This window comes from Agrobacterium sp. InxBP2, assembly GCF_026191755.1.
Lineage (GTDB): Bacteria > Pseudomonadota > Alphaproteobacteria > Rhizobiales > Rhizobiaceae > Agrobacterium > Agrobacterium pusense.
Map to the genome: position 1 here is coordinate 212,969 of NZ_JAINDY010000026.1, position 18,353 is coordinate 231,321.

The 18,353-nt window shown below is 60.1% G+C and carries 15 protein-coding genes; 5 read left to right on the top strand and 10 right to left on the bottom strand.

Annotated elements, in window-relative coordinates; genetic code table 11:
* The first annotated feature begins 227 nt into the window (after nucleotides 1–227).
* Both K7A42_RS09010 and K7A42_RS09015 read left to right on the top strand, forming a co-directional pair.
* Nucleotides 228–1,463 carry a GAF domain-containing sensor histidine kinase gene (locus K7A42_RS09010; RefSeq protein WP_004437637.1) on the top strand — a complete coding sequence of 412 codons (1,236 nt, stop codon included), beginning with the start codon at nucleotides 228–230 and terminating at the stop codon, nucleotides 1,461–1,463.
* A gap of 1 nt (nucleotide 1,464) precedes the next feature.
* Nucleotides 1,465–2,187 (top strand): response regulator transcription factor, encoded by a 723-nt coding sequence (locus K7A42_RS09015; protein ID WP_004437639.1) that lies wholly within the window; start codon nucleotides 1,465–1,467, stop codon nucleotides 2,185–2,187.
* A gap of 4 nt (nucleotides 2,188–2,191) precedes the next feature.
* Here the strand turns inward: K7A42_RS09015 and K7A42_RS09020 are convergent, their stop codons facing one another.
* Nucleotides 2,192–3,208, bottom strand: a complete 1,017-nt coding sequence (locus K7A42_RS09020; RefSeq protein ID WP_004437641.1) for a DNA topoisomerase IB — start codon at nucleotides 3,206–3,208, stop codon at nucleotides 2,192–2,194.
* Nucleotides 3,209–3,294: 86 nt separating this feature from the next.
* Entirely contained in the window at nucleotides 3,295–4,524 is a 1,230-nt protein-coding gene (locus tag K7A42_RS09025; protein WP_174151142.1) for a PQQ-dependent sugar dehydrogenase, read from the bottom strand.
* Nucleotides 4,525–4,708: 184 nt separating this feature from the next.
* Between K7A42_RS09025 and K7A42_RS09030 the strand changes: the two genes are divergently transcribed.
* A complete protein-coding gene (locus K7A42_RS09030) occupies nucleotides 4,709–4,894 on the top strand; it encodes a hypothetical protein (RefSeq protein WP_004437649.1) in 186 nt (61 codons plus the stop codon).
* On the opposite strand, the gene K7A42_RS09035 is transcribed toward K7A42_RS09030, so the two are convergent.
* From K7A42_RS09035 to K7A42_RS09045, 3 genes are all read right to left on the bottom strand, one after another.
* Nucleotides 4,895–5,521: a class I SAM-dependent methyltransferase gene (locus tag K7A42_RS09035; protein ID WP_174151143.1), complete on the bottom strand. Its 627-nt coding sequence runs from the start codon at nucleotides 5,519–5,521 to the stop codon at nucleotides 4,895–4,897.
* Nucleotides 5,522–5,528: 7 nt separating this feature from the next.
* Nucleotides 5,529–6,197: a pseudouridine synthase gene (locus K7A42_RS09040; protein WP_174151144.1), complete on the bottom strand. Its 669-nt coding sequence runs from the start codon at nucleotides 6,195–6,197 to the stop codon at nucleotides 5,529–5,531.
* A gap of 137 nt (nucleotides 6,198–6,334) precedes the next feature.
* Nucleotides 6,335–6,922: an IMPACT family protein gene (locus tag K7A42_RS09045; protein WP_174151145.1), complete on the bottom strand. Its 588-nt coding sequence runs from the start codon at nucleotides 6,920–6,922 to the stop codon at nucleotides 6,335–6,337.
* 68 nt (nucleotides 6,923–6,990) lie between these two features.
* Here K7A42_RS09045 and K7A42_RS09050 point away from each other — a divergent pair, with 68 nt between their 5' ends.
* The gene (locus tag K7A42_RS09050; RefSeq protein ID WP_174151146.1) at nucleotides 6,991–8,220 is read left to right on the top strand and encodes a TIGR03862 family flavoprotein; all 1,230 of its coding nucleotides are present in this window, start codon (nucleotides 6,991–6,993) and stop codon (nucleotides 8,218–8,220) included.
* On the opposite strand, the gene K7A42_RS09055 is transcribed toward K7A42_RS09050, so the two are convergent.
* The 3 genes from K7A42_RS09055 to K7A42_RS09065 form a co-directional block, all read right to left on the bottom strand.
* Nucleotides 8,212–9,273, bottom strand: a complete 1,062-nt coding sequence (locus K7A42_RS09055; RefSeq protein WP_112416441.1) for a quaternary amine ABC transporter ATP-binding protein — start codon at nucleotides 9,271–9,273, stop codon at nucleotides 8,212–8,214. The genes K7A42_RS09050 and K7A42_RS09055 overlap by 9 nt on opposite strands.
* Nucleotides 9,266–10,153 (bottom strand): ABC transporter permease, encoded by an 888-nt coding sequence (locus tag K7A42_RS09060; RefSeq protein ID WP_112416442.1) that lies wholly within the window; start codon nucleotides 10,151–10,153, stop codon nucleotides 9,266–9,268. Before K7A42_RS09060 ends, K7A42_RS09055 begins: the two co-directional genes overlap by 8 nt.
* 211 nt (nucleotides 10,154–10,364) lie before the next feature.
* Complete coding sequence (locus tag K7A42_RS09065; protein ID WP_100911604.1) at nucleotides 10,365–11,363, bottom strand: ABC transporter substrate-binding protein; 999 nt, start codon at nucleotides 11,361–11,363, stop codon at nucleotides 10,365–10,367.
* A gap of 364 nt (nucleotides 11,364–11,727) precedes the next feature.
* On the opposite strand from K7A42_RS09065, the gene K7A42_RS09070 reads away from it, so the two are divergent.
* Nucleotides 11,728–14,691 (top strand): PAS domain-containing protein, encoded by a 2,964-nt coding sequence (locus K7A42_RS09070; RefSeq protein WP_174151147.1) that lies wholly within the window; start codon nucleotides 11,728–11,730, stop codon nucleotides 14,689–14,691.
* Nucleotides 14,692–14,708: 17 nt separating this feature from the next.
* On the opposite strand, the gene K7A42_RS09075 is transcribed toward K7A42_RS09070, so the two are convergent.
* Nucleotides 14,709–15,653 carry a 2-hydroxyacid dehydrogenase gene (locus K7A42_RS09075; protein ID WP_174151148.1) on the bottom strand — a complete coding sequence of 315 codons (945 nt, stop codon included), beginning with the start codon at nucleotides 15,651–15,653 and terminating at the stop codon, nucleotides 14,709–14,711.
* Between the two features lie 245 nt (nucleotides 15,654–15,898).
* Nucleotides 15,899–18,247: a polysaccharide biosynthesis tyrosine autokinase gene (locus tag K7A42_RS09080; RefSeq protein WP_174151149.1), complete on the bottom strand. Its 2,349-nt coding sequence runs from the start codon at nucleotides 18,245–18,247 to the stop codon at nucleotides 15,899–15,901.
* Nucleotides 18,248–18,353: the final 106 nt, after the last annotated feature.

The window sequence follows — 18,353 nt, forward strand, 5'->3', positions numbered from 1 at the left end:
GAATTCCTTTGCACTGGAGCTCCTTTCCCCAGTAGAAGCGAGAATGACCAAGAAGATTTGGCTTGTATAGGCGGATCGCGGCAATCTTCCTGCGGATTTCCGCATAAAGCTTGCGGGAACCCGCAGGACGAAAGGCCACTGCCGGGCGCAGAATGAAGAATGCGGACCCGATGGGTTAAATCTTCGCCGCAGGGATTGGAGGCAGACGCTTGGGAGGGCGTCCGCACATGCTGGATACGCCGAAAAGCGCTCTTTTTCATCACTATATGGGCATTTCGAGGCTGCTCGCCGGGCAGCTGGAGTTTAATGCCATCATTCAGGCGGTAGCAACCGAGATCAGCCATATCATCCCGCATGATCACATGGATGTCTGCATCAAGCAGCTGGATGACAAGTATCACATTGCCTATGAGAGCGGTCTGGTCAGCGCCTGGAGCCGACAGCCGCCCGCACTTCTCACCGGAAGCCCGATCCGGTCGCTGTTGTCGGGCTCGGTCGAATATCTTTTAAGCGGCGACGCCTGTTCCGATCCGCGCTTTCATTTCGAAGGGTCATTTTCCAGCCCCATCATCGAACTTGGCCTGCACAGCCGCCTGCATGTCCCCATGAAGGTGCATGGCGACATCATCGGCGCGCTCAGTTGCTCGTCGCACCAGTCGAACGCCTATACGATGGAAGATGTCACCAATGCGCGCGCCGTTGCGGATTTGCTGGCACCCTATTTCTACGCCATTCGTGCCGCTGAACAGGCCAAGCGCTCGGCCATCGAGGAGGCGCGCGCCAATGCCCGCGAAGAAGGCCTGCGCCTCGGCGCGCTGCAATTGACGGAAGCGCTGGAGGCCGAGCGGCAGCGCATCGGCATGGACCTGCATGACCAGACTCTGGCCGACCTGACGCGGCTTGCGCGGCGTATCGAGCGAATGAGCCACACTCCCGATATTTCCGGCGAGATGCTGGAGCCGGTGGTGCGCAGCCTGCAGCATTGCATGCAGGATCTACGCGAGATCATCGAGGAGGCGAAACCCTCGATCCTGCAATTGTTCGGCGTCGTTGAAGCCATCGAGACCTATGTGGACCGCTCCGTGCGCGACAGCGGATGCGCTATCGACTGGTCAGTGAAGGACGAGACGGAGGGGCTGGTTGAAAGGCTGGACAAGACGGTGGCCATATCGCTCTTCCGCATCGTGCAGGAGGCCGTGAACAATGCCATTCGCCATGCCCAGCCCGAAACGATTGCCGTGAGACTGGCCGCAATCGACGGCGGGTTGCGGGTGACCGTGAGCGATGACGGCAATGGCGGCGGTGACAGTGGTGCCCCCGGCGGTCTCGGCATGGGCAACATGAAGACGCGGGCGCGGCTGATCTCTGCCCGGTTCGACAGAGGCGGCAACCGTGATGGGGCGGGTACATGCATCACCGTCACCCTGCCTGCGGGCGCTTTCAATTTCCGGGAGGAGATGTGACATGGACGTGCTCATCGTTGAGGATGATGCCCTGCACCGGGCCTATCTAAACGAGGCGGTAAGAGCCGCCCTGCCGGAATGCGACAAGGTGCTGGAGGCGGCAAACGGCAGAACCGGCGAAAAGCTGGCGCGGGAAAATCGCGCCGCCCATATCGTCATGGACTTGCAGATGAACGAGCGCAACGGCATCGAGGCGGCCCGCACCATCTGGAAGGAAAGGCCGGATACCCGCATCCTGTTCTGGTCCAATTATTCCGACGAAGCCTATGTACGTGGCGTTTCCCGCATCGTGCCTGAGGGTGCCGCCTATGGCTATGTGCTGAAATCCGCCTCCGATGACCGACTGCGGCTGGCCCTTCGCAGCATCTTCATCGAGGCGCAATGCGTGATCGACCGGGAAGTGCGCGGCCTGCAGGAAAAGAGCCTCGGCAAGGCGCATGGCTTTACCGATTCCGAATATGAAATTCTTGTCGATGTCGCGCTTGGACTTACCGATAAGGCGATCGCGCGCCGGCGGAACCTGTCGCTGCGCAGCGTGCAGAACCGTCTGCAAAGTCTCTACGAGAAGCTGAACGTGCATCAGGCGGCCGGCGATGACGAGGCGGAAGGCCGGTATAATCTTAGAACCCGCGCCGTTACCGTCGCTTTCCTGCGCAAGCTTTTGAATTACAGCGCGCTGGAAAAGGCCGAACGCGAACTGGCGGAATGGGTGGGAGGCCGCTGACCTGTCAGGGTAAAAAGGCCAGCAGACGTCGTTCATCCGCCCTGAGGCCGGAGACGGGTTTTGCCCCGACCTTCAAGATGCGGCTGAGCTTTTTCTGGGCCTTTTCCTCCGTGGCGATATCGAGAACAGCGGGGTGCACATAGCTCTTGCGGCAGATGGCAGGCGTATTGGAAAGCTCGGTCGCCGCAGCCTGGCACATGCCTTTTATGCTCGGTTTTTCACCGGCTGCCACATGCTCCATGGCGTTGCAGAAGGCCGCGAGCGTTCCGCCCCAGGTGCGGAAGGTCTTGGCGGAAATGCCCTGGCCGCCGATGCGTGAGAGATATGCGTTGAGATCGCTGGAATCGACGGAGTGAACCCGGTTTTCACTATCCTGCCAGACGAAGAGTTCCTTGCCGGGAAGATCGGCAATCTCCTCCAGGATTTTCTGTAGCCGCGGGTGTCGCAATTGCCTTTTCACCTTCTGCCCGCCTTTGGCGGCGAAGCGCAGTTCAATGGTTTCACCGAAGGAAACGTGGCGCTTGAGCAGTGTCGTTGCGCCATAGGTGCCGTTACTCTCAAGATAGGAGCGATTTCCGACGCGCAAATAGGCGGCATCAAGCAACAGGGTGAGGGCTGCAAGCGTCATTTCCTGCCCATGGTCCTGTTTACCGACGTCGGCCATGGCGCGACGGCGGATGGCAGGGAGCGCCCTTCCGAAGCTTTTGAGCTGGAAGAACTTCGTTTCTCCCCTGAGCGTATGCCAGTCGGGATGATAGCGATATTGTTTTCGCCCGCGGGCATCAAACCCGGTGGCCTGCAGATGCCCCGACGGGTCGATGCAGATCCAGACATCCTTATACGCGGGCGGTACACCGAGCGATTTGATGCGCTTCAGCTCATCACTATCGCAGAGGAGTTCGCCGCCCGGCAGCCGGTAACAGAAACCGCGTCCGCGTTTCTCGCGGGAAATACCCGGTTCCTGATCACTGACATAGGCAAGTCCGATTTTGGCAAGAAGGCGGGTTGGCGGCTGTGGCATTGTTTTTCCCGGCAGGTTTCACGCTGCGGCAAACGAAAAACGGGCCGCCTTCGTTCCGGCGGCCTGCTGTTCCTGTCATGGCCTTCTCAGGTGGCCTTGGCGATCCGTAAAATTTGCGAGTTGCCGCCGCCGCGTTCTTCAGTCACGGCGTAGACAGCGCCATCCGGACCCACTTTCACATCACGAATGCGCGCTTCCAGCGGCAATCGGCTTTCCGTCGCAACCCTGTCGCCGTCAATGTGCAGGATGACGAGGCCCTGACTTACCAGACCGCCGACGATGAAGGCCCCCTTCCACTCGGGAATCTGGTCGCCGTCGTAAAAGGCCATGCCGGACGGGCCGATGACGGGGTCCCAATAATAAACCGGCTGTTCCATGCCTTCCTTGGCTGTTGCACCCTCGCCAACCGCCCGGCCGCTGTATTCCACCCCGTAGGTAATCACCGGCCAGCCATAGTTAAGGCCCGCTTTCGGCAGGTTCAGCTCGTCGCCGCCCTTCGGCCCATGCTCGACGGTCCAGAGCCGGCCCTGAGCATCCAGTGCCGCAGCTTGAAGATTGCGGTGGCCGTAGCTCCAGATTTCCGGAAGAGCATTCTGCTGTCCGGCGAAGGGATTTCCCTCGAAGGCCTTGCCATCGGCATCGATCCGGAAGACTTTTCCGAGACCGCTCGACAGATCCTGCGCCTGCACGCGCGGTGTGGCATCTGAACGCTCCCCGACGGTGACGTAAAGTTCGTTGTCCGGTCCGAAAACCAGCCGTGATCCGAAATGCTTGTCGCCATCATAGGTCGGCATCTGGCGGAAGATCACCGAGACGTCTTCCAGTTTCGCCGCCCCACCTTCTTCTGTCAGTTTGGCCGATGCGACGGAGGTGCCGTTACCGCCCTCACGCGGCTCGGAAAAGGAGAAGAAGATTTTCCGGGAGGTTTCGAAATCGGGCGCCAGCGCTATGTCGAGAAGCCCGCCCTGTCCATCGGAAGCCACCTCCGGCACGCCTTCTATCGCCGGCCCGGCCTTGCCGTCGGCGACGATATGCATGGCGCCCTCCTTGGCAGCGACGATCATGCGACCATCGGGCAGGAATTCCATGGACCACAGATGCGGCAGGCCATCGGCGACGACGGTTTTTTCGATGCTCGGCTGGGCAGCAGCCTGCGGCGCGCGCGTCTGGCCCTCAAAAGCCGGTTTCTGATCCGGCGCATTCGGCCGTTTCGTTTCGGCAGCCGGGGCAGTCTGTGCGTTGGCTGCGCCGGCCAAAGGAACGGCAAGCATCGAGCACAGGATCGTCGAATTCAGAAATCGGTTGTTGTGGAACATGGGTCTCCCTTCCGTCGTTTAGGTCACGCAGGAAACCATTTGGGGAGGATTTCGTTTCCTTCGACAGTTTCAAGAAAACTTGATCATTGCGTGTGCAGGCGTCACGCTCTTTTCTCATCCATGCGAATTCATAGGGAACCGCGAGCCGTGCGCTGCGTTTGGCCTCTGTTATACGGAGGGCGCCATGCAAATCATCGACAACAAGACCATAGACGCGAACAGAACCAAGCCGATCCTCAACGTGGCGGAGTTCTGCCGCCGTTATCGGCTCGACAAGGCCGAGGAAGTCAGGCTCAGAAAGCTGTTCGGTGAGTTCGCCTCGCGGCATGAGCTTCTGATGAACGCGCAGCGAAAGCCGAACTTCCGCTGATCATTCATCCTCGTCGTGGGATTTTCCGAAGATCATGAAGACATCATAGCGGGTGTTCTTACCCAGTATCTGATGTGATGGCCTGCGAACACCCGGCATCGGGTCGGCGCGGAGCGGCCACTTCAGAACCACCCGCTTCGTCGCATTCTCCAGCGCAGCCTCCATCAGCTCAACCTGGTCCGGGTCGGCGCCGACCAGTTCTCTCAGAACCCGCATCTCTTTTTTCACCAACGCCGTGTTGTGGCGCGGCGGATGCATGGGGTCGACAATCACCACCTCCGGTGACAGCTCTTTCAGCAAATGCCGGGAGTCGCCGTGGAGCAACGTCATGCGCGCTGCCGCCGCGGCATAAGCGCCGCCCGCTTCCAGTGCACGACGAATGCCGTCAGCGAGGTGGGCGTGCATTTCCGGCGAGCGCTCGATGAGGGTGACGTCAGCCCCGAGCGATGCGAGCAGGAAGGCGTCCCGCCCGAGGCCAGCCGTGGCATCGACGATTTTTGGCGTGCGGCCCTTGGTGAACCCTGCGGCCTTGGGCAGTGCCTGTCCGCGCCCTTCGCCGGAACGAAAACGGTGCCCCACCGCGCCGCCGACGAAATCCACCACGAAACTATCGTTTTGTTCCTTCATATCGACCTCAGAACGGAGAGGGCACGGTATAGATGACATCCCGGCCGTCCGGATGACGGAATGCCACTTCCTGCGCATGCAGCATCAGGCGGGGCGCGGCGGAAAGCGCCTCACCTTCGGCATAAAATTCATCGCCGAGAATGGGATGGCCAAGCGCCTTCATATGCACCCGCAATTGATGGGTGCGCCCTGTGAGGGGAGTGAGCGCCAGCCGCGTCGCTGGAAGCGGCAGTCGTTCCAGCACCTGCCACAGGCTCTGCGCGGACTTGCCATTTTCGTGGTCGACCCGGTGGCGGGGCTTGTTTTCGGGATCGATGGCGAGCGGCAGGTCCACTTCTCCGGCCTCTCCGGGAACCTCTCCCCAGACAATGGCAACATAGGATTTGCGCGTCTGACGGTTTTCAAACTGCGACGCAATTGCGGCGTGCGCCTTGCGGTTCAGCGACATCAGCACGATGCCCGAGGTGTCCTTGTCCAGCCGGTTGATCATCAGCGCTTTCGGGAACTGCTTCTGCACACGCGTCATGAGGCTGTCGGAAAGCGCCGGATCGCGCCCCGGCACCGATAACAGCCCGCTCGGCTTATCAAGCACCAGCAGATCGTCATCGCGGTGCACGATGGTGAGCCAAGGGTCGAGTGGCGGATTATAGATAGGGTTGGAAAGCTCGGATGACATGTCGCTTCCTTAGCACGAATTGCGCATTCGGACAGGCGCTAGAGCATTTCCAGGAAAGGTGGCCCCGGTTTTCCGACCGGAAATGCGCCAAAATAAAGAGTTAGAGTGTTTCCGCGATTCGAAGAAAAGCGAAAACTCTAGTCGGGAATATGGAGATTGACGCGTCCGCTGGTCAGGTCGCCGAGGAGCTGCGTTAGTCGTTCAGTTTCCTCGGCCGGAACCGAGAGCACCATATCCGCGCCGGTGCCGGTAAAGTCCTCCCTCTCAAGCCGCAGGTTCGGCGTGGCGGAAAGGCGTGATTTCACCAGTGCTAGGTCTGAGAAAGGGCAACTCAGCGTGGCGCTGACATAAGCGATGACCGGTGACGTCTCGCCGAGGCGAAGACAGGCCGCCGCCGTGCCGCCATAAGCGCGCATCAGCCCGCCGCTGCCGAGCAGAATGCCGCCAAACCAGCGGATGACGAGAACCGCGACATTGTCGAGTGCCTGACCGTCGATAGCCTGAAGGATCGGTTTACCGGCCGTTCCCGAGGGTTCGCCGTCATCGCTGAAACGATAAGTCTGACCCGCTCGCCATGCCCAGCAATTATGGTTTGCGTCGGGATCGGAATGCGCTGCAAGAAAGTTCTTCGCGTCCTCTTCACCCGTCACCGGCGCGGCAAAGGCGATGAAGCGGCTTTTTTTGATATCCTGAGAAAAGGTGACGGGGCGGTCGAGCGTGAACATGGGCGCTTCAATATCGCATATATTCGCCTGCGGAAATCGCTATAAGGCTTTCAACGGTGAAGATGGTAATGGAGAGGGTTTTGGGCGAGGCGAGGCAGGTCGCAATTATCGGCGGCGGACCGGCGGGGCTGATGGCGGCGGAGATGCTTTCCGCTACAGGCCATGCCGTGACGGTGTTCGAGGCGATGCCGACCGTGGCGCGCAAATTGCTGATGGCCGGAAAATCCGGTCTCAACATCACCCATGCCGAAGACTACGACAGTTTCCGGCACCGGTTCGGCGATGCGGAACCGAGGCTGCGCGCCGCTCTCGATGATTTCACGCCGGATATGCTGCGCGACTGGGCGCAGGGGCTGGGGCAGGAAACTTTCGTCGGCACTTCGGGCCGGGTGTTTCCCACCGTCATGAAGGCTTCGCCGTTGCTCCGGGCATGGCTCGCCCGCCTGGAGGCGCAGGGGGTGACCATCAGGACGCGGCATCGCTGGACGGGTTTTTCCGGCGAGCACCTGGTTTTCGCGACACCGGAGGGCGAGATCATCATCAAGGCCGATGCCGTTCTTCTGGCGCTCGGTGGCGCAAGCTGGCCGCGTCTCGGTTCGGACGCCGTATGGGTTCCGGCGCTGGCGGAGAGAGGCGTGGCGCTTTCCCCGTTCCGCCCCGCCAATTGCGGTTTCGACGTTGACTGGAGCGATGTCTTCCGCTCGCGTTTTGCGGGGGAAGCGGTGAAATCCACCATCACCATTTCGCCAGCCGGAGCCTTTCAGGGCGAATTCGTGATCACGAAGCACGGCATTGAGGGCAGCGTGATCTATGCCCATTCCGCCGCCCTGCGGGACCGGTTGGAAGAAGCAGGGAAAGCGTCGCTGGCGATTGATCTTGCGCCCGGACGTACGGTGGAACGACTTAGCCGTGATCTGGGCAGGCTCGTCAGGAAGGAAAGTTTCGCAAACCGCATGCGTAAGGCGGCTGGCCTGTCTGCCGTGAAGGTCGGGCTTCTGCGGGAAATCTTTCCCGACATCGCCGCCATGCCGGACGAGTTCGTCGCCGCGAGAATAAAGCATGCAGAGATTCCGCTTTTGCGGACGAGGCCGATTGCCGAGGCAATTTCGTCCGCCGGTGGTATCGCGTGGAACGGCCTTGATGAAAACTACATGCTGGAAAAGCTCCCCGGCATATTTGCTGCCGGGGAAATGCTGGATTGGGAAGCGCCCACCGGCGGTTATCTCCTGACCGCCTGTTTCGCCACCGGCAAGGCGGCCGCAAAGGGCATGGCCGCGTGGCTCGAAGGCTCAGCCTGACAAACGTTCAGCCATGCCTGCTTCCTCACCATGTGCGGTTCGGACGAGGCAGCGCATGATGGCATCGGTGGTGATTACCCCAAGCGCCTTGCCGTTTTCTCCGACGACCGTGGCGCTGCTGACATTTTCCCGGACCAGCGCGCGCAGGCCCTCTTCAACCGTCATATCCGCATCGAGCTGAAGGCGGGACTGGCCGGCAAATTCCGGCTGCACCACGGCGCCAAGGCGAATGACGCGGCCGCGATTGACCTCTTCCACGAAGGCCTCGATATAACTATCCGCCGGCGACATGACGATTTCGGCGGCCGTTCCCTGCTGGATGATTTCGCCATCGCGCAGAATGGCGATCTTGTCACCCAGCCGCAGCGCTTCGTCGAGATCGTGGGTGATGAAGACCACGGTCTTCTTCAGCTCCTTTTGAAGTTCCAGCAGCACCGTCTGCATGTCGACGCGGATGAGCGGATCGAGAGCCGAATAGGCCTCGTCCATGAGCAGGATTTCGGCATTGTTGGTGAGCGCCCGGGCGAGACCCACACGTTGCTGCATACCGCCGGAGAGCTGGTTGGGGTAATGGTTGGAGAAGCCCTCCAGGCCGACCCGCCTGATCCAGACCTCTGCCCTTTCTTCGCGCTCGCGCTTGTCGACGCCCTGCACCTCAAGGCCGTAAACGACATTTTGCAGCACGTTGCGGTGGGGCAGGAGACCGAATTTCTGGAACACCATCGCCGTCTTGTGGCGGCGGAATTCCAGAAGATCCGCTTCGTTGAGGCTGCACACGTCTGTGCCGCCATAGAGGATTTCGCCGGCGGTCGGGTCGATCAGCCGGTTGACATGGCGGATCAGCGTGGATTTGCCGGAGCCGGAAAGGCCCATGATAACGGTGATCTGCCCGCCCGGCATGGTGATGTTGATGTCACGCAGGCCGAGCACATGGCCGTGCTTGGCGTTGAGTTCCGATTTGGACATGCCGGCTTTGACTGCTTCGACATGATCCCCCGCTTTGGAGCCAAAAATCTTGTAAAGACTGCGAATTTCGATCGATTGACTAGCCATGCGCCACTTCCCGGTGTTTTTGCAGGCGAAGGCCATAGGCCTGGCTGATGCGGTCGAAAATGATGGCGATGCCGACGATGGCAAGCCCGTTGAACACGCCGAGCGTGAAATATTGGTTGGCGATGGCCTTCAGCACCGGCTGGCCGAGGCCCTGCACGCCGATCATGGAGGCGATGACGACCATGGCAAGCGCCATCATGATGGTCTGGTTGATGCCGGCCATGATGGTGGGCAGCGCGAGCGGCAGCTGAACTTTAAAAAGTTTCTGGCGTTTGGAGGAGCCGAAGGCATCGGCGGCCTCCAGGACGTCACGGTCGACCATGCGGATGCCGAGATTGGTGAGCCGGATCATCGGCGGAAGGGCGTAGATGACGACGGCGATGACACCTGGCACACGGCCGATGCCGAGCAGCATGACGACCGGAATAAGATAGACGAAGCTCGGCATCGTCTGCATCACATCGAGAACGGGGTTGATCACGTTCTGAAGGCGGTTGGAGCGCGCCATGACAATGCCGATGGGCAGGCCGACGACGATGGACAGCACGGCGCAGACGAAGATCATCGAAACCGTCTTCATCGTGTCTTCCCACATGCCGAACCAGCCGATGGCGAAGAGAATGCCGCAACAGAGCGAAACAATGGTGGCGCTGCGGCTGCCGAACCAGGCAAGAGCGCCGACAATAAGAATAACGACCGGCCAGGGCGCGCCGATCAAAAGCCTTTCCGCCCAGATGAGGAAGCTCTGGAGTGGGGTGAACATCCCCTCGATTGCGCCGCCATAGGTTCGGGTGAACGCCCTGAACCCCTCGTCGATGACTTTTTTCAGCGCGCGCAGAGCATCGTCATTCATGGTCGGAAATTTGAAAAGCCATTCCATATCCTGTTCTCCATGACGAACCGGAGGCGGGGATCGATGTCCTCCGCACTCCGGGAGTAAAATCGCCAGAGCGCCGCGCGGCCAACTGGACGCATGGGCGGAACGCTCTGTTGAACCGGCGCATCGTTATCAGCCAAGCCGGGTAGCCGATGCGGTTCGGCGTCGCCGCGGGAGACGCCGGTTGCCGGGCAGATATGTCAGGACGCGCTTTTTAAAGGGCGGCCTTGACCTTTTCCGCGACCTCGGGCGAGACCCAGCCCTTCCACAGGGCTTCGTTTTCCTTCAGGAACTGCTTGGCGCCGTCTTCGCCGGTGGCCTGATTATCCGTCATCCAGGCGATCAGCTTGTTGACGGTGGCGTTGGTCCAGGCACGCTTGTTGAGATAATCCATTGCCGGACCGGCACGATCGGCAAAGGATTTGCTGACCAGCGTCTGTACGTCATCGATCGGCCAGGCGTTCGGCTTCGGATCGGCGCAATCGGCAACGGATGTGCAGCGTTTCCATTCGGCCGCGTCGTACTCAGTGCCGAATCCAAGTTTCACCATTTCGTATTTGCCGAGCAGGGAGGTGGGCGCCCAGTAATAGCCGACCCAGGGCTGCTTGGCTTCATAGGCCTTGGCGATGGAGCCGTCGAGACCTGCGGCAGAGCCGGTGTCCACGAGGGTGAAGCCGGCCTTCTCGCCGCCAAACGCCTTGAACAGCTGCGCGGTGACGACTGTGCCGCCCCAGCCCTGCGGGCCGTTGAACACAGCACCCTTGGACTTGTCTTCAGGCGATGGGAAGAGCTCGGGATGCTTGAAAAGATCAGGAATTGTTTTGAGATCGGGGTTGGCGTCAGCGACGTATTTCGGAATCCACCAGCCCTGAACAGCGCCATCGGAAAGGATTTTTGCGGCCGCGACCACTTTGCCGCCTTCCAGACCCTGCTTGACGATTTCCGGCTGCAGGCTGACCCAGGCCTCAGGTGCGATATCCGGCTGGCCTTTCTCGGCCATGGAGGTCAGTGTCGGCACCGTATCGCCGGTAACGATTTCGGCGGAGCAGCCATAGCCTTTTTCGAGAATGAATTTGTCCAGGTTGGCGGCAACTTCAGCGGATTGCCAGTTCATGCTGGCGATTGTTACGTTTCCACAGTCGGCGGCATGGGCTGCGCTGCCTGAAAAGGCGAAGCCGGCGGAAAGAATTGTGGCACCCAAAAGTATTTTCATTGTTGTTCCCTCTGGTCGCGGTGTGGCGATGACCCGGGCGCTGACGGCACCGCGACCGCCAGCACCCTTATTGAGGCTTAATAAATCTTTTGTCGCCATCCCGTTTGCGGCAATTTCTGGCGTATTGAGGATGCCATTCGCCGGACGAAGGCGCGATCGCAGGGCCATATTAGCGAAAATTTCGGAATTAAGATATTGAAAAACATAGTTGTTTAGCGGCGCATCAATGATATTTCAAAAGCGAGGGAACTTTTTCATTTTTTTGAAAAGTCTGGGAACAATCAGGCGAAGTTTCTGTTCTCTTGGACTTTTATCCCGTTCTGTATTACGGGAGATTTCTTCTCGATTTTTGTGGTGATTTTGAATGACCAATCTTCGTGCTGCCCCGGTATGGCCCATCGGCGGCGGTGAAACGGGTGAGCTTGTGCGCCGCTTCGACTGGTCGAAGACATCGCTTGGTTCGATTTGCGACTGGCCGCAAAATCTGAGGCAAAAAGCCAATTCCGTCGTCAATTCACCTATTCCGCAGGTGCTGATGTGGGGCCGCGATCATGTGATGATCTACAATGACGGTTATGCGGAGATCGCCGGTAATTACCATCCGCAGGCGCTGGGCGGCACGGTACCCGGCATCTGGCCGGAAATCTGGGACTGGAACAGCCGCATTCTCGAAGCCGGTTTTCGCGGTGAAGTGTTGGCCTATCGCGACCAGCCAATGACGCTTATGCGACATGGCATACCGGAAGAGGTGATCTTCGACCTGTTTTACACGCCTATCTATAATGAAGGTGGCACGGTTGATGGCGTATTGTGCACCGTGCTCGAAAATACCGACAAGGTGAAAGCCGTTGAGGCTATGGAGCAGAGCCGCAAGGAATTGAGCCGACTCACCAACGCCCTGCCCATTCTGGTCGGATATGTCGATCGCGATTACATCTATAAATTTGCCAATGACGGTTATCTCGAATGGTTCGGCCGAAGTGGTGAAGACGTCATCGGCCGCAGCGTTCCCGAGATTGTCGGCGAGGCATTTTTCGATGCGCGCAAGGCCTATCTCGACCGGGCGCTTGCCGGTGAGAAGATCGTTTCGGATACCGTCATCAGCAGACCGGATGGCACCAAGCGCGCCGCTGAAATCCGGTATGTTCCGCGCTACATTGCCGACGGCTCCGTCGACGGCATCTATGTCCTGATCATCGATATCGAAGAGCGGAAGCGCTCGGAGCAGGAAATCCTCATCAGCAACAACCGTTTCCGCGCGGCGGTGGAGGCCGTGCACGGTGTGCTGTGGACCAACAGTGCCGAAGGCAGGATGCTGGGTGAGCAGCCGGCATGGGCGGCGTTGACGGGCCAGACGCCCGAAGAATATCAGGGCTTTGGCTGGGCGGACGCCGTTCATCCGGAAGACAGGCAGGGTTCAGTCGATAGCTGGAACAAGGCGGTCGCGGAAAAATCGACCTATATCTGGGAACATCGCGTGCGCAGACATGACGGTGTCTATCGTACTTTCGCGATCCGCGGCGTGCCGATTTTCGACAAGTCAGGTGCTATTGCCGAATGGGTCGGCGTTCACACCGATATCACCGAGCAGCGGTGTGCCGAAGATACCCTCAAGGAACATGCGAGCAACCTTGAGCGTGAAATTCGCCATCGCATCCGGGCGGAAGAGCAGCTCCGGCAACTGAATGAGGGGCTGGAAGCCCGGGTCGAAGCTGAAATGGCGGAGCGCCGTCAGACCGAAAAGGCCCTTCAGCAGGCGCAGAAAATGGAATCGATCGGTCAGCTGACCGGTGGTGTGGCGCATGATTTCAACAATCTACTGCAGGTGATCGCCGGCAATCTGCAATTGCTGTCGAAAGATGTGATCGGCAATGAACGTGCGGAGCGCCGGCTGGAGAATGCGCTCGCGGGCGTCCAACGTGGTGCGAAGCTCGCGAGCCAGCTTCTGGCCTTCGGCCGCCGTCAGGCGCTGGAGCCGCGGGTCATCAATATTGCCCGTTTCGTAACCGGCATGGATGACCTGCTTCGCCGCTCGCTTGGTGAGGCGATCGAGGTGGAGGTCATCACGTCAGGCGGCCTCTGGAACACCTACGCCGACCCCAACCAGGTGGAAAACGCGCTTCTCAATCTCGCGATCAACGCGCGCGATGCCATGGAAGGGCACGGAAAGCTCACCATCGAGGTAGCCAATGCTGTTCTCGACCGCGATTACGCCCGCAAACATTCCGAGGTCACGGCCGGGCAATATGTGATGCTCGCGGTCACCGATACGGGTTCGGGCATGTCGCCGGAGATACTCGAAAAGGTCTTCGAACCGTTTTTCTCGACCAAGCCCGAGGGCAAGGGCACGGGCCTTGGCCTTTCCATGGTCTATGGTTTCGCCAAACAGTCCAGCGGGCATGTGAACATCTATAGCGAGGTGGGGCAGGGCACCACGGTGAAAATGTATCTGCCGCGTTCCGCAGCCGATGAGGACAGGGAGGTCGTGGTGCATAACGGCCCTGTCGAAGGTGGTACGGAGACGATCCTCGTGGTTGAGGACGATGAAGAAGTGCGCGGTACGGTCGTCGAAACTCTGAGCGATCTCGGTTACAGGGTGCTGACCGCACGCGACGCACAGGCGGGTTTGACGGTGGTGGAAAGCGGCATTCCGATCGATGTCATCTTCACCGACGTCGTGATGCCAGGCCCCTTGAAAAGCCGGGAAATGGCGCGTCGCGCGCAGGAGCGGTTGCCCAATCTCGCCGTTCTTTTCACCTCGGGTTACACCGAAAACTCCATCGTGCATGGCGGCAAGCTGGATGCAGGTGTGGAACTGCTATCCAAACCCTATACGCGTGAAGCGCTGGCGCGGCGCATCCGCCACGTCATAGCCAACCGCAAGCAGGTTTCGCTGTCGAGGGCGCGGCCTGGTTCTTCAAAAATCCCCGAATCCGCCATGGCGGTCGACAACCGGGAGCGGTCAATCCAGGTTCTTCTGGTCGAGGATGACGAGCTGATCCGGATGAATTCCATGGAGATGCTTTCGGAGAGCGGCTTTGCCGTTGTTGAGGCTGGCAACGCGGCGCAGGCGCTGAAGGTTATCGAATCGGAGCAGATCGACGTTCTCGTTACAGATATCGGCCTGCCGGACATGAAGGGCGGTGAACTGGCGGTGGAGGCCCTGCGCCGCAGGCCGGGTCTTGCCATCGTCTTTGCGACGGGCGACAGCCATCTGCCGGAGGGGGCGCCGGAAAGCGCAGTCCTGCTCACCAAGCCCTACGATGAACAGCAGATCATTGCCGCCGTTGAAAAGGCCCATACGGCCAGGCCGGTGGCGGCCGAATAGGCCGCCTTGATGCTGGTTCAGTAACCGCGGTCCATGTCGACGGTTTCCGGCAGCTTGCCGGTTTCCCGCCATGTGCGGACGTTGCCGGCCACGATCCGCGCCGAACTCTCCCGGCTTGTCGGCGCGGAAATATGCGGCAGGACCGTAACTTTGGGATGCTGCCAAAATGGCGAAGCCGCAGGGAGTGGTTCGTGTTCGAAGACATCGAGTACGGCATGCGAGAGCTTGCCGGAATCGAGCGCCGCGATCAACGCATCGGCGACGATGACGGCGCCGCGGGCGAAATTGATGACTGCCGCGCCCTGTTTCATTGCGGCGAGACGGCGGGCATCGAGAAGACCGCGCGTCGCATCGGTAAGTGGCACAAGGCAGATGAGAATGTCGCTTTTTTCCAGCAATGCCTGCAGCCCTGCATCGCCGGTCAACGTTTCTACGCCTTCGATTGTTTTGGCCGAACGGCTCCATCCTGCGACGTTGAAGCCGGCATGGATAAGGCGCTCCGCCGCGGCCGCGCCGAGTGCTCCGAGCCCCAGGAGACCGATGGTCATCTCGCCGGGGTGGCGGTAATCCAGTTCCTGCCAGAGCGCCTTTCGCTGATTTTCGCGATAGGCGGGCATGTCACGCTGCAGATAATAGGTCCATGCCAGCACCGCTTCGGCCATGACGCGGGAAAGTTCCGGGTCCTTCAGCCGAACGATGGGGGGAGCCTTGCTGCCCAGTTCCAGCACCAGCCGCTCCACGCCCGCCCACAGGCTGTGGATCCATGAGAGGCCCGGAAGAGCGGCGATATCGGCCGGATCGGGATTGGCGACAATGGCAAATTCCACTGCCCGCCGCTGCTCATCCGTCAATTCGGAAAAGGAGAGGATCTCCTCCTCCGGCATGGCGGCGCGCAGCGCCTGTTTCCAAACGGCCTCCGTCTCTGCGTTCATCCGTGAAACAAAGGCGATTGGTGAAGACATGGCATTGGTCCTGCTTGCGATTTTTGCGTGACGCCATCAATGCGCAATTTCGGCGGGTAATGCCATGGGTGGAATGGGGGAATTTGTAATTCTTCCGCCATGCCGGATTAGATCCGGTATCCAGCCGCCGCGCGTCTGCGCGGCGCCAGGACTTCATTCAGCTCAAGGACTTGGGCTGGCTGGACTCCGGCTCGGGGGCCGGAGTGACGGAGTGTGGATGCAACCGGCCTGTTAAATCTCTGCCACTACGCATCTTCTTTCACCGGCGGCTTTGCATCGCCGTAATAGGCCGAGAACGACTCGTGGTAATGCTCCGAACCGCCAGGTCCGGCATAACGCTGCAGTTCCGTCATGTCGGTCTTGTTGAGCACGATGCCGAGCGTCTTGTTGGCGATCTGCGGTTCGTTGGCCATCAGGTTCTGCACCATCTGGATCGGTGTCTTGCCCCATTCGGTGACGAAGACGAAGCCGTCCACCTGCGGCGCAAAGGCCTTGGCGTCGATGACGGGCACAACGGGTGCAAGGTCAACGATGATGTAGTCGCAGGCCTCGCGAGCCGAGTCGATAAACTTGCGCATGCCGGAAGAGGAGAGCAATTCGCTTGAATGGGCGAACTGGTTGCTGGTCGAAACCGGCAGAATGCCCATCTTGGTGCGCGTGTCCACTTTCACCGCCTGCGTCCATGGCACCTCGTCAAGCACGACCTCCACCAGACCGGCGGATTGGCGCGTGGTCAGCATGCGGCTGAGACCCGGATTGCGGATGTCGGCATCCACCACAAGCGTGCGCTTGCCGGTGGAGGCGATCAGGCCCGCGAGGTTGAGCGCAACGACCGATTTGCCCTCATTCGGCAGGCAGGAAATGACGCCGATGACCCGGCACTGGCGCTCCTGAATAACGACATCCGCCGTCAGTTTCACGTTGCGCAGCGTTTCCGCAAAACTGGAGCGCGGACTGTCAACGGCGAGGCGCAGCATTTTCTGGAACGAAACCTGTCCGCTGTCCTCAAGCGTTGCATTCTCGCCGCCGGGGGTTGCGGCGCTGTTTCCGGTCTTGGCGTTTTCCACACCCCTTTCGCCGATGAAGGGAAGGTAGCCGAGAAAGCGCATGCGCAGGTTATCACGCACATCGTTGCCGGTGTGGAAGAAGCGGTCGCGGAATTCGAGAAGTGCCGCAATGCCCCCACCCAGCATCAGGCCCAGTACGACCGAAAGCGCCATTGTCATGGTCTTTTTCGGGCTGGAAGGCGATGTGGGAAGACCGGCCTCGGAGATGATGCGGGCTTTGGCGATCGGCAGCGACTGCTTCTGCGAAGCCTCTTCGAAGCGTCCGAGATAGGACTGGTAGAGGGTGCGCAGGGCCGTCGCCCGCTGCTCGAGCTCGCGCAGCTGCACCATGGTGATGTTGGCTTCCGAATTACGGCCAGCCACCTTGTCGATACTGTCGCGCAACGACTGTACGCGCGAATTTGCGACGTCGTATTCGTTCTTGAAGCTGCCGGTCAGCTGCTGCAGTTCCTGGAAGATCTGCTGCGCCACTTCTTTCTTCTCGGCGTCCAGCGCGGCTGCCTGCGGATGGTCTGCTCCGAACTGCTGCACAATGCCCCGCTGCCGGTCGGAAATGGTGATGTAGCGCTTGCGCAGATCCTGAATAACGGAATTGTCGGTATCACGGGCCGAGACGACGGCGTTGTCGACGGCCGTTTCCGGGCCGCGGTCGATGATGGATTTATACTGATTGTAACGGGCGGAGGCCGTCGCGGCATCCGCCTGTGCCGCAATCAGCTGGCCATTGAGATCGGCAAGCTGGCCTTCCGACATCAGTTCGCCGCGCGAGGACACGATATTGTTGTCGGACCTGAATTTCTGCACCGCAAGCTCTGCCGCCTGGGCGCGCTGGTTAAGGTCGGTCAGGCGTTCCTGCAACCAGACAGAGGCCCGCTCGCTGGCGTCGAAATTGGCGTTCAGCTGCTCGGTGAGATAGGCCTGCGCGTAGGTCTTTGCGATGTGTGCGGCCAGCTGGCGGTCAGTCGAACGTGTGGAGATTGCGATGACGGAACTGCGACCGACCCGCTCCACAGTCAGCGACTGCTGCAGCACGGAGGCGGCCTTTTCGCGGCGTCCGGCGCGGATTGCGGCTTCGGAGACCGGCGGATCGCCCGGCAGGACGAGATCGAGGATACCGCGCACGGAGGATTTGACGAGCTCGACCGGCGACATCGGCGGATTGACGATGGTGTCGTTCTCGTCAAGCTTGGCCTTGTCCACCACGGTCAGCGCCATTTCCTTGGATTTGAGGATTTCCACGGCGCTGGCAATGCGGTTGTCGACGATCTGGGCAGCGGGCACAGGCGATTCCTCTTCCGCATAACGGGAGAGGCTTTCATCGAGCAGCACCTGCGTCATCGCCGTATAAACGGGGGTCGCAAGCACCAGGTAAAGTCCGGCCAAAACTACGGCGGCAATGACGGAGGCGGCAATGACGTTGGCACGGCGCACCACGGCGGCCCACAGGCGGTCGAGGTCGATGAACGTGTCGGAATCCTTGCCGGATTCCGGAAAACCGATATTGGATTTAAAGGTCTTGTGGTGCATGGACCTACCTTGTGAATTAAAAATGGTACGCGGGAAGCCGAGCAACTCTCGCCTTCCCGCCTCCCGTTATTGGTGCGCCGGCGGCCTCCCCCCGGCGGCGCGATGA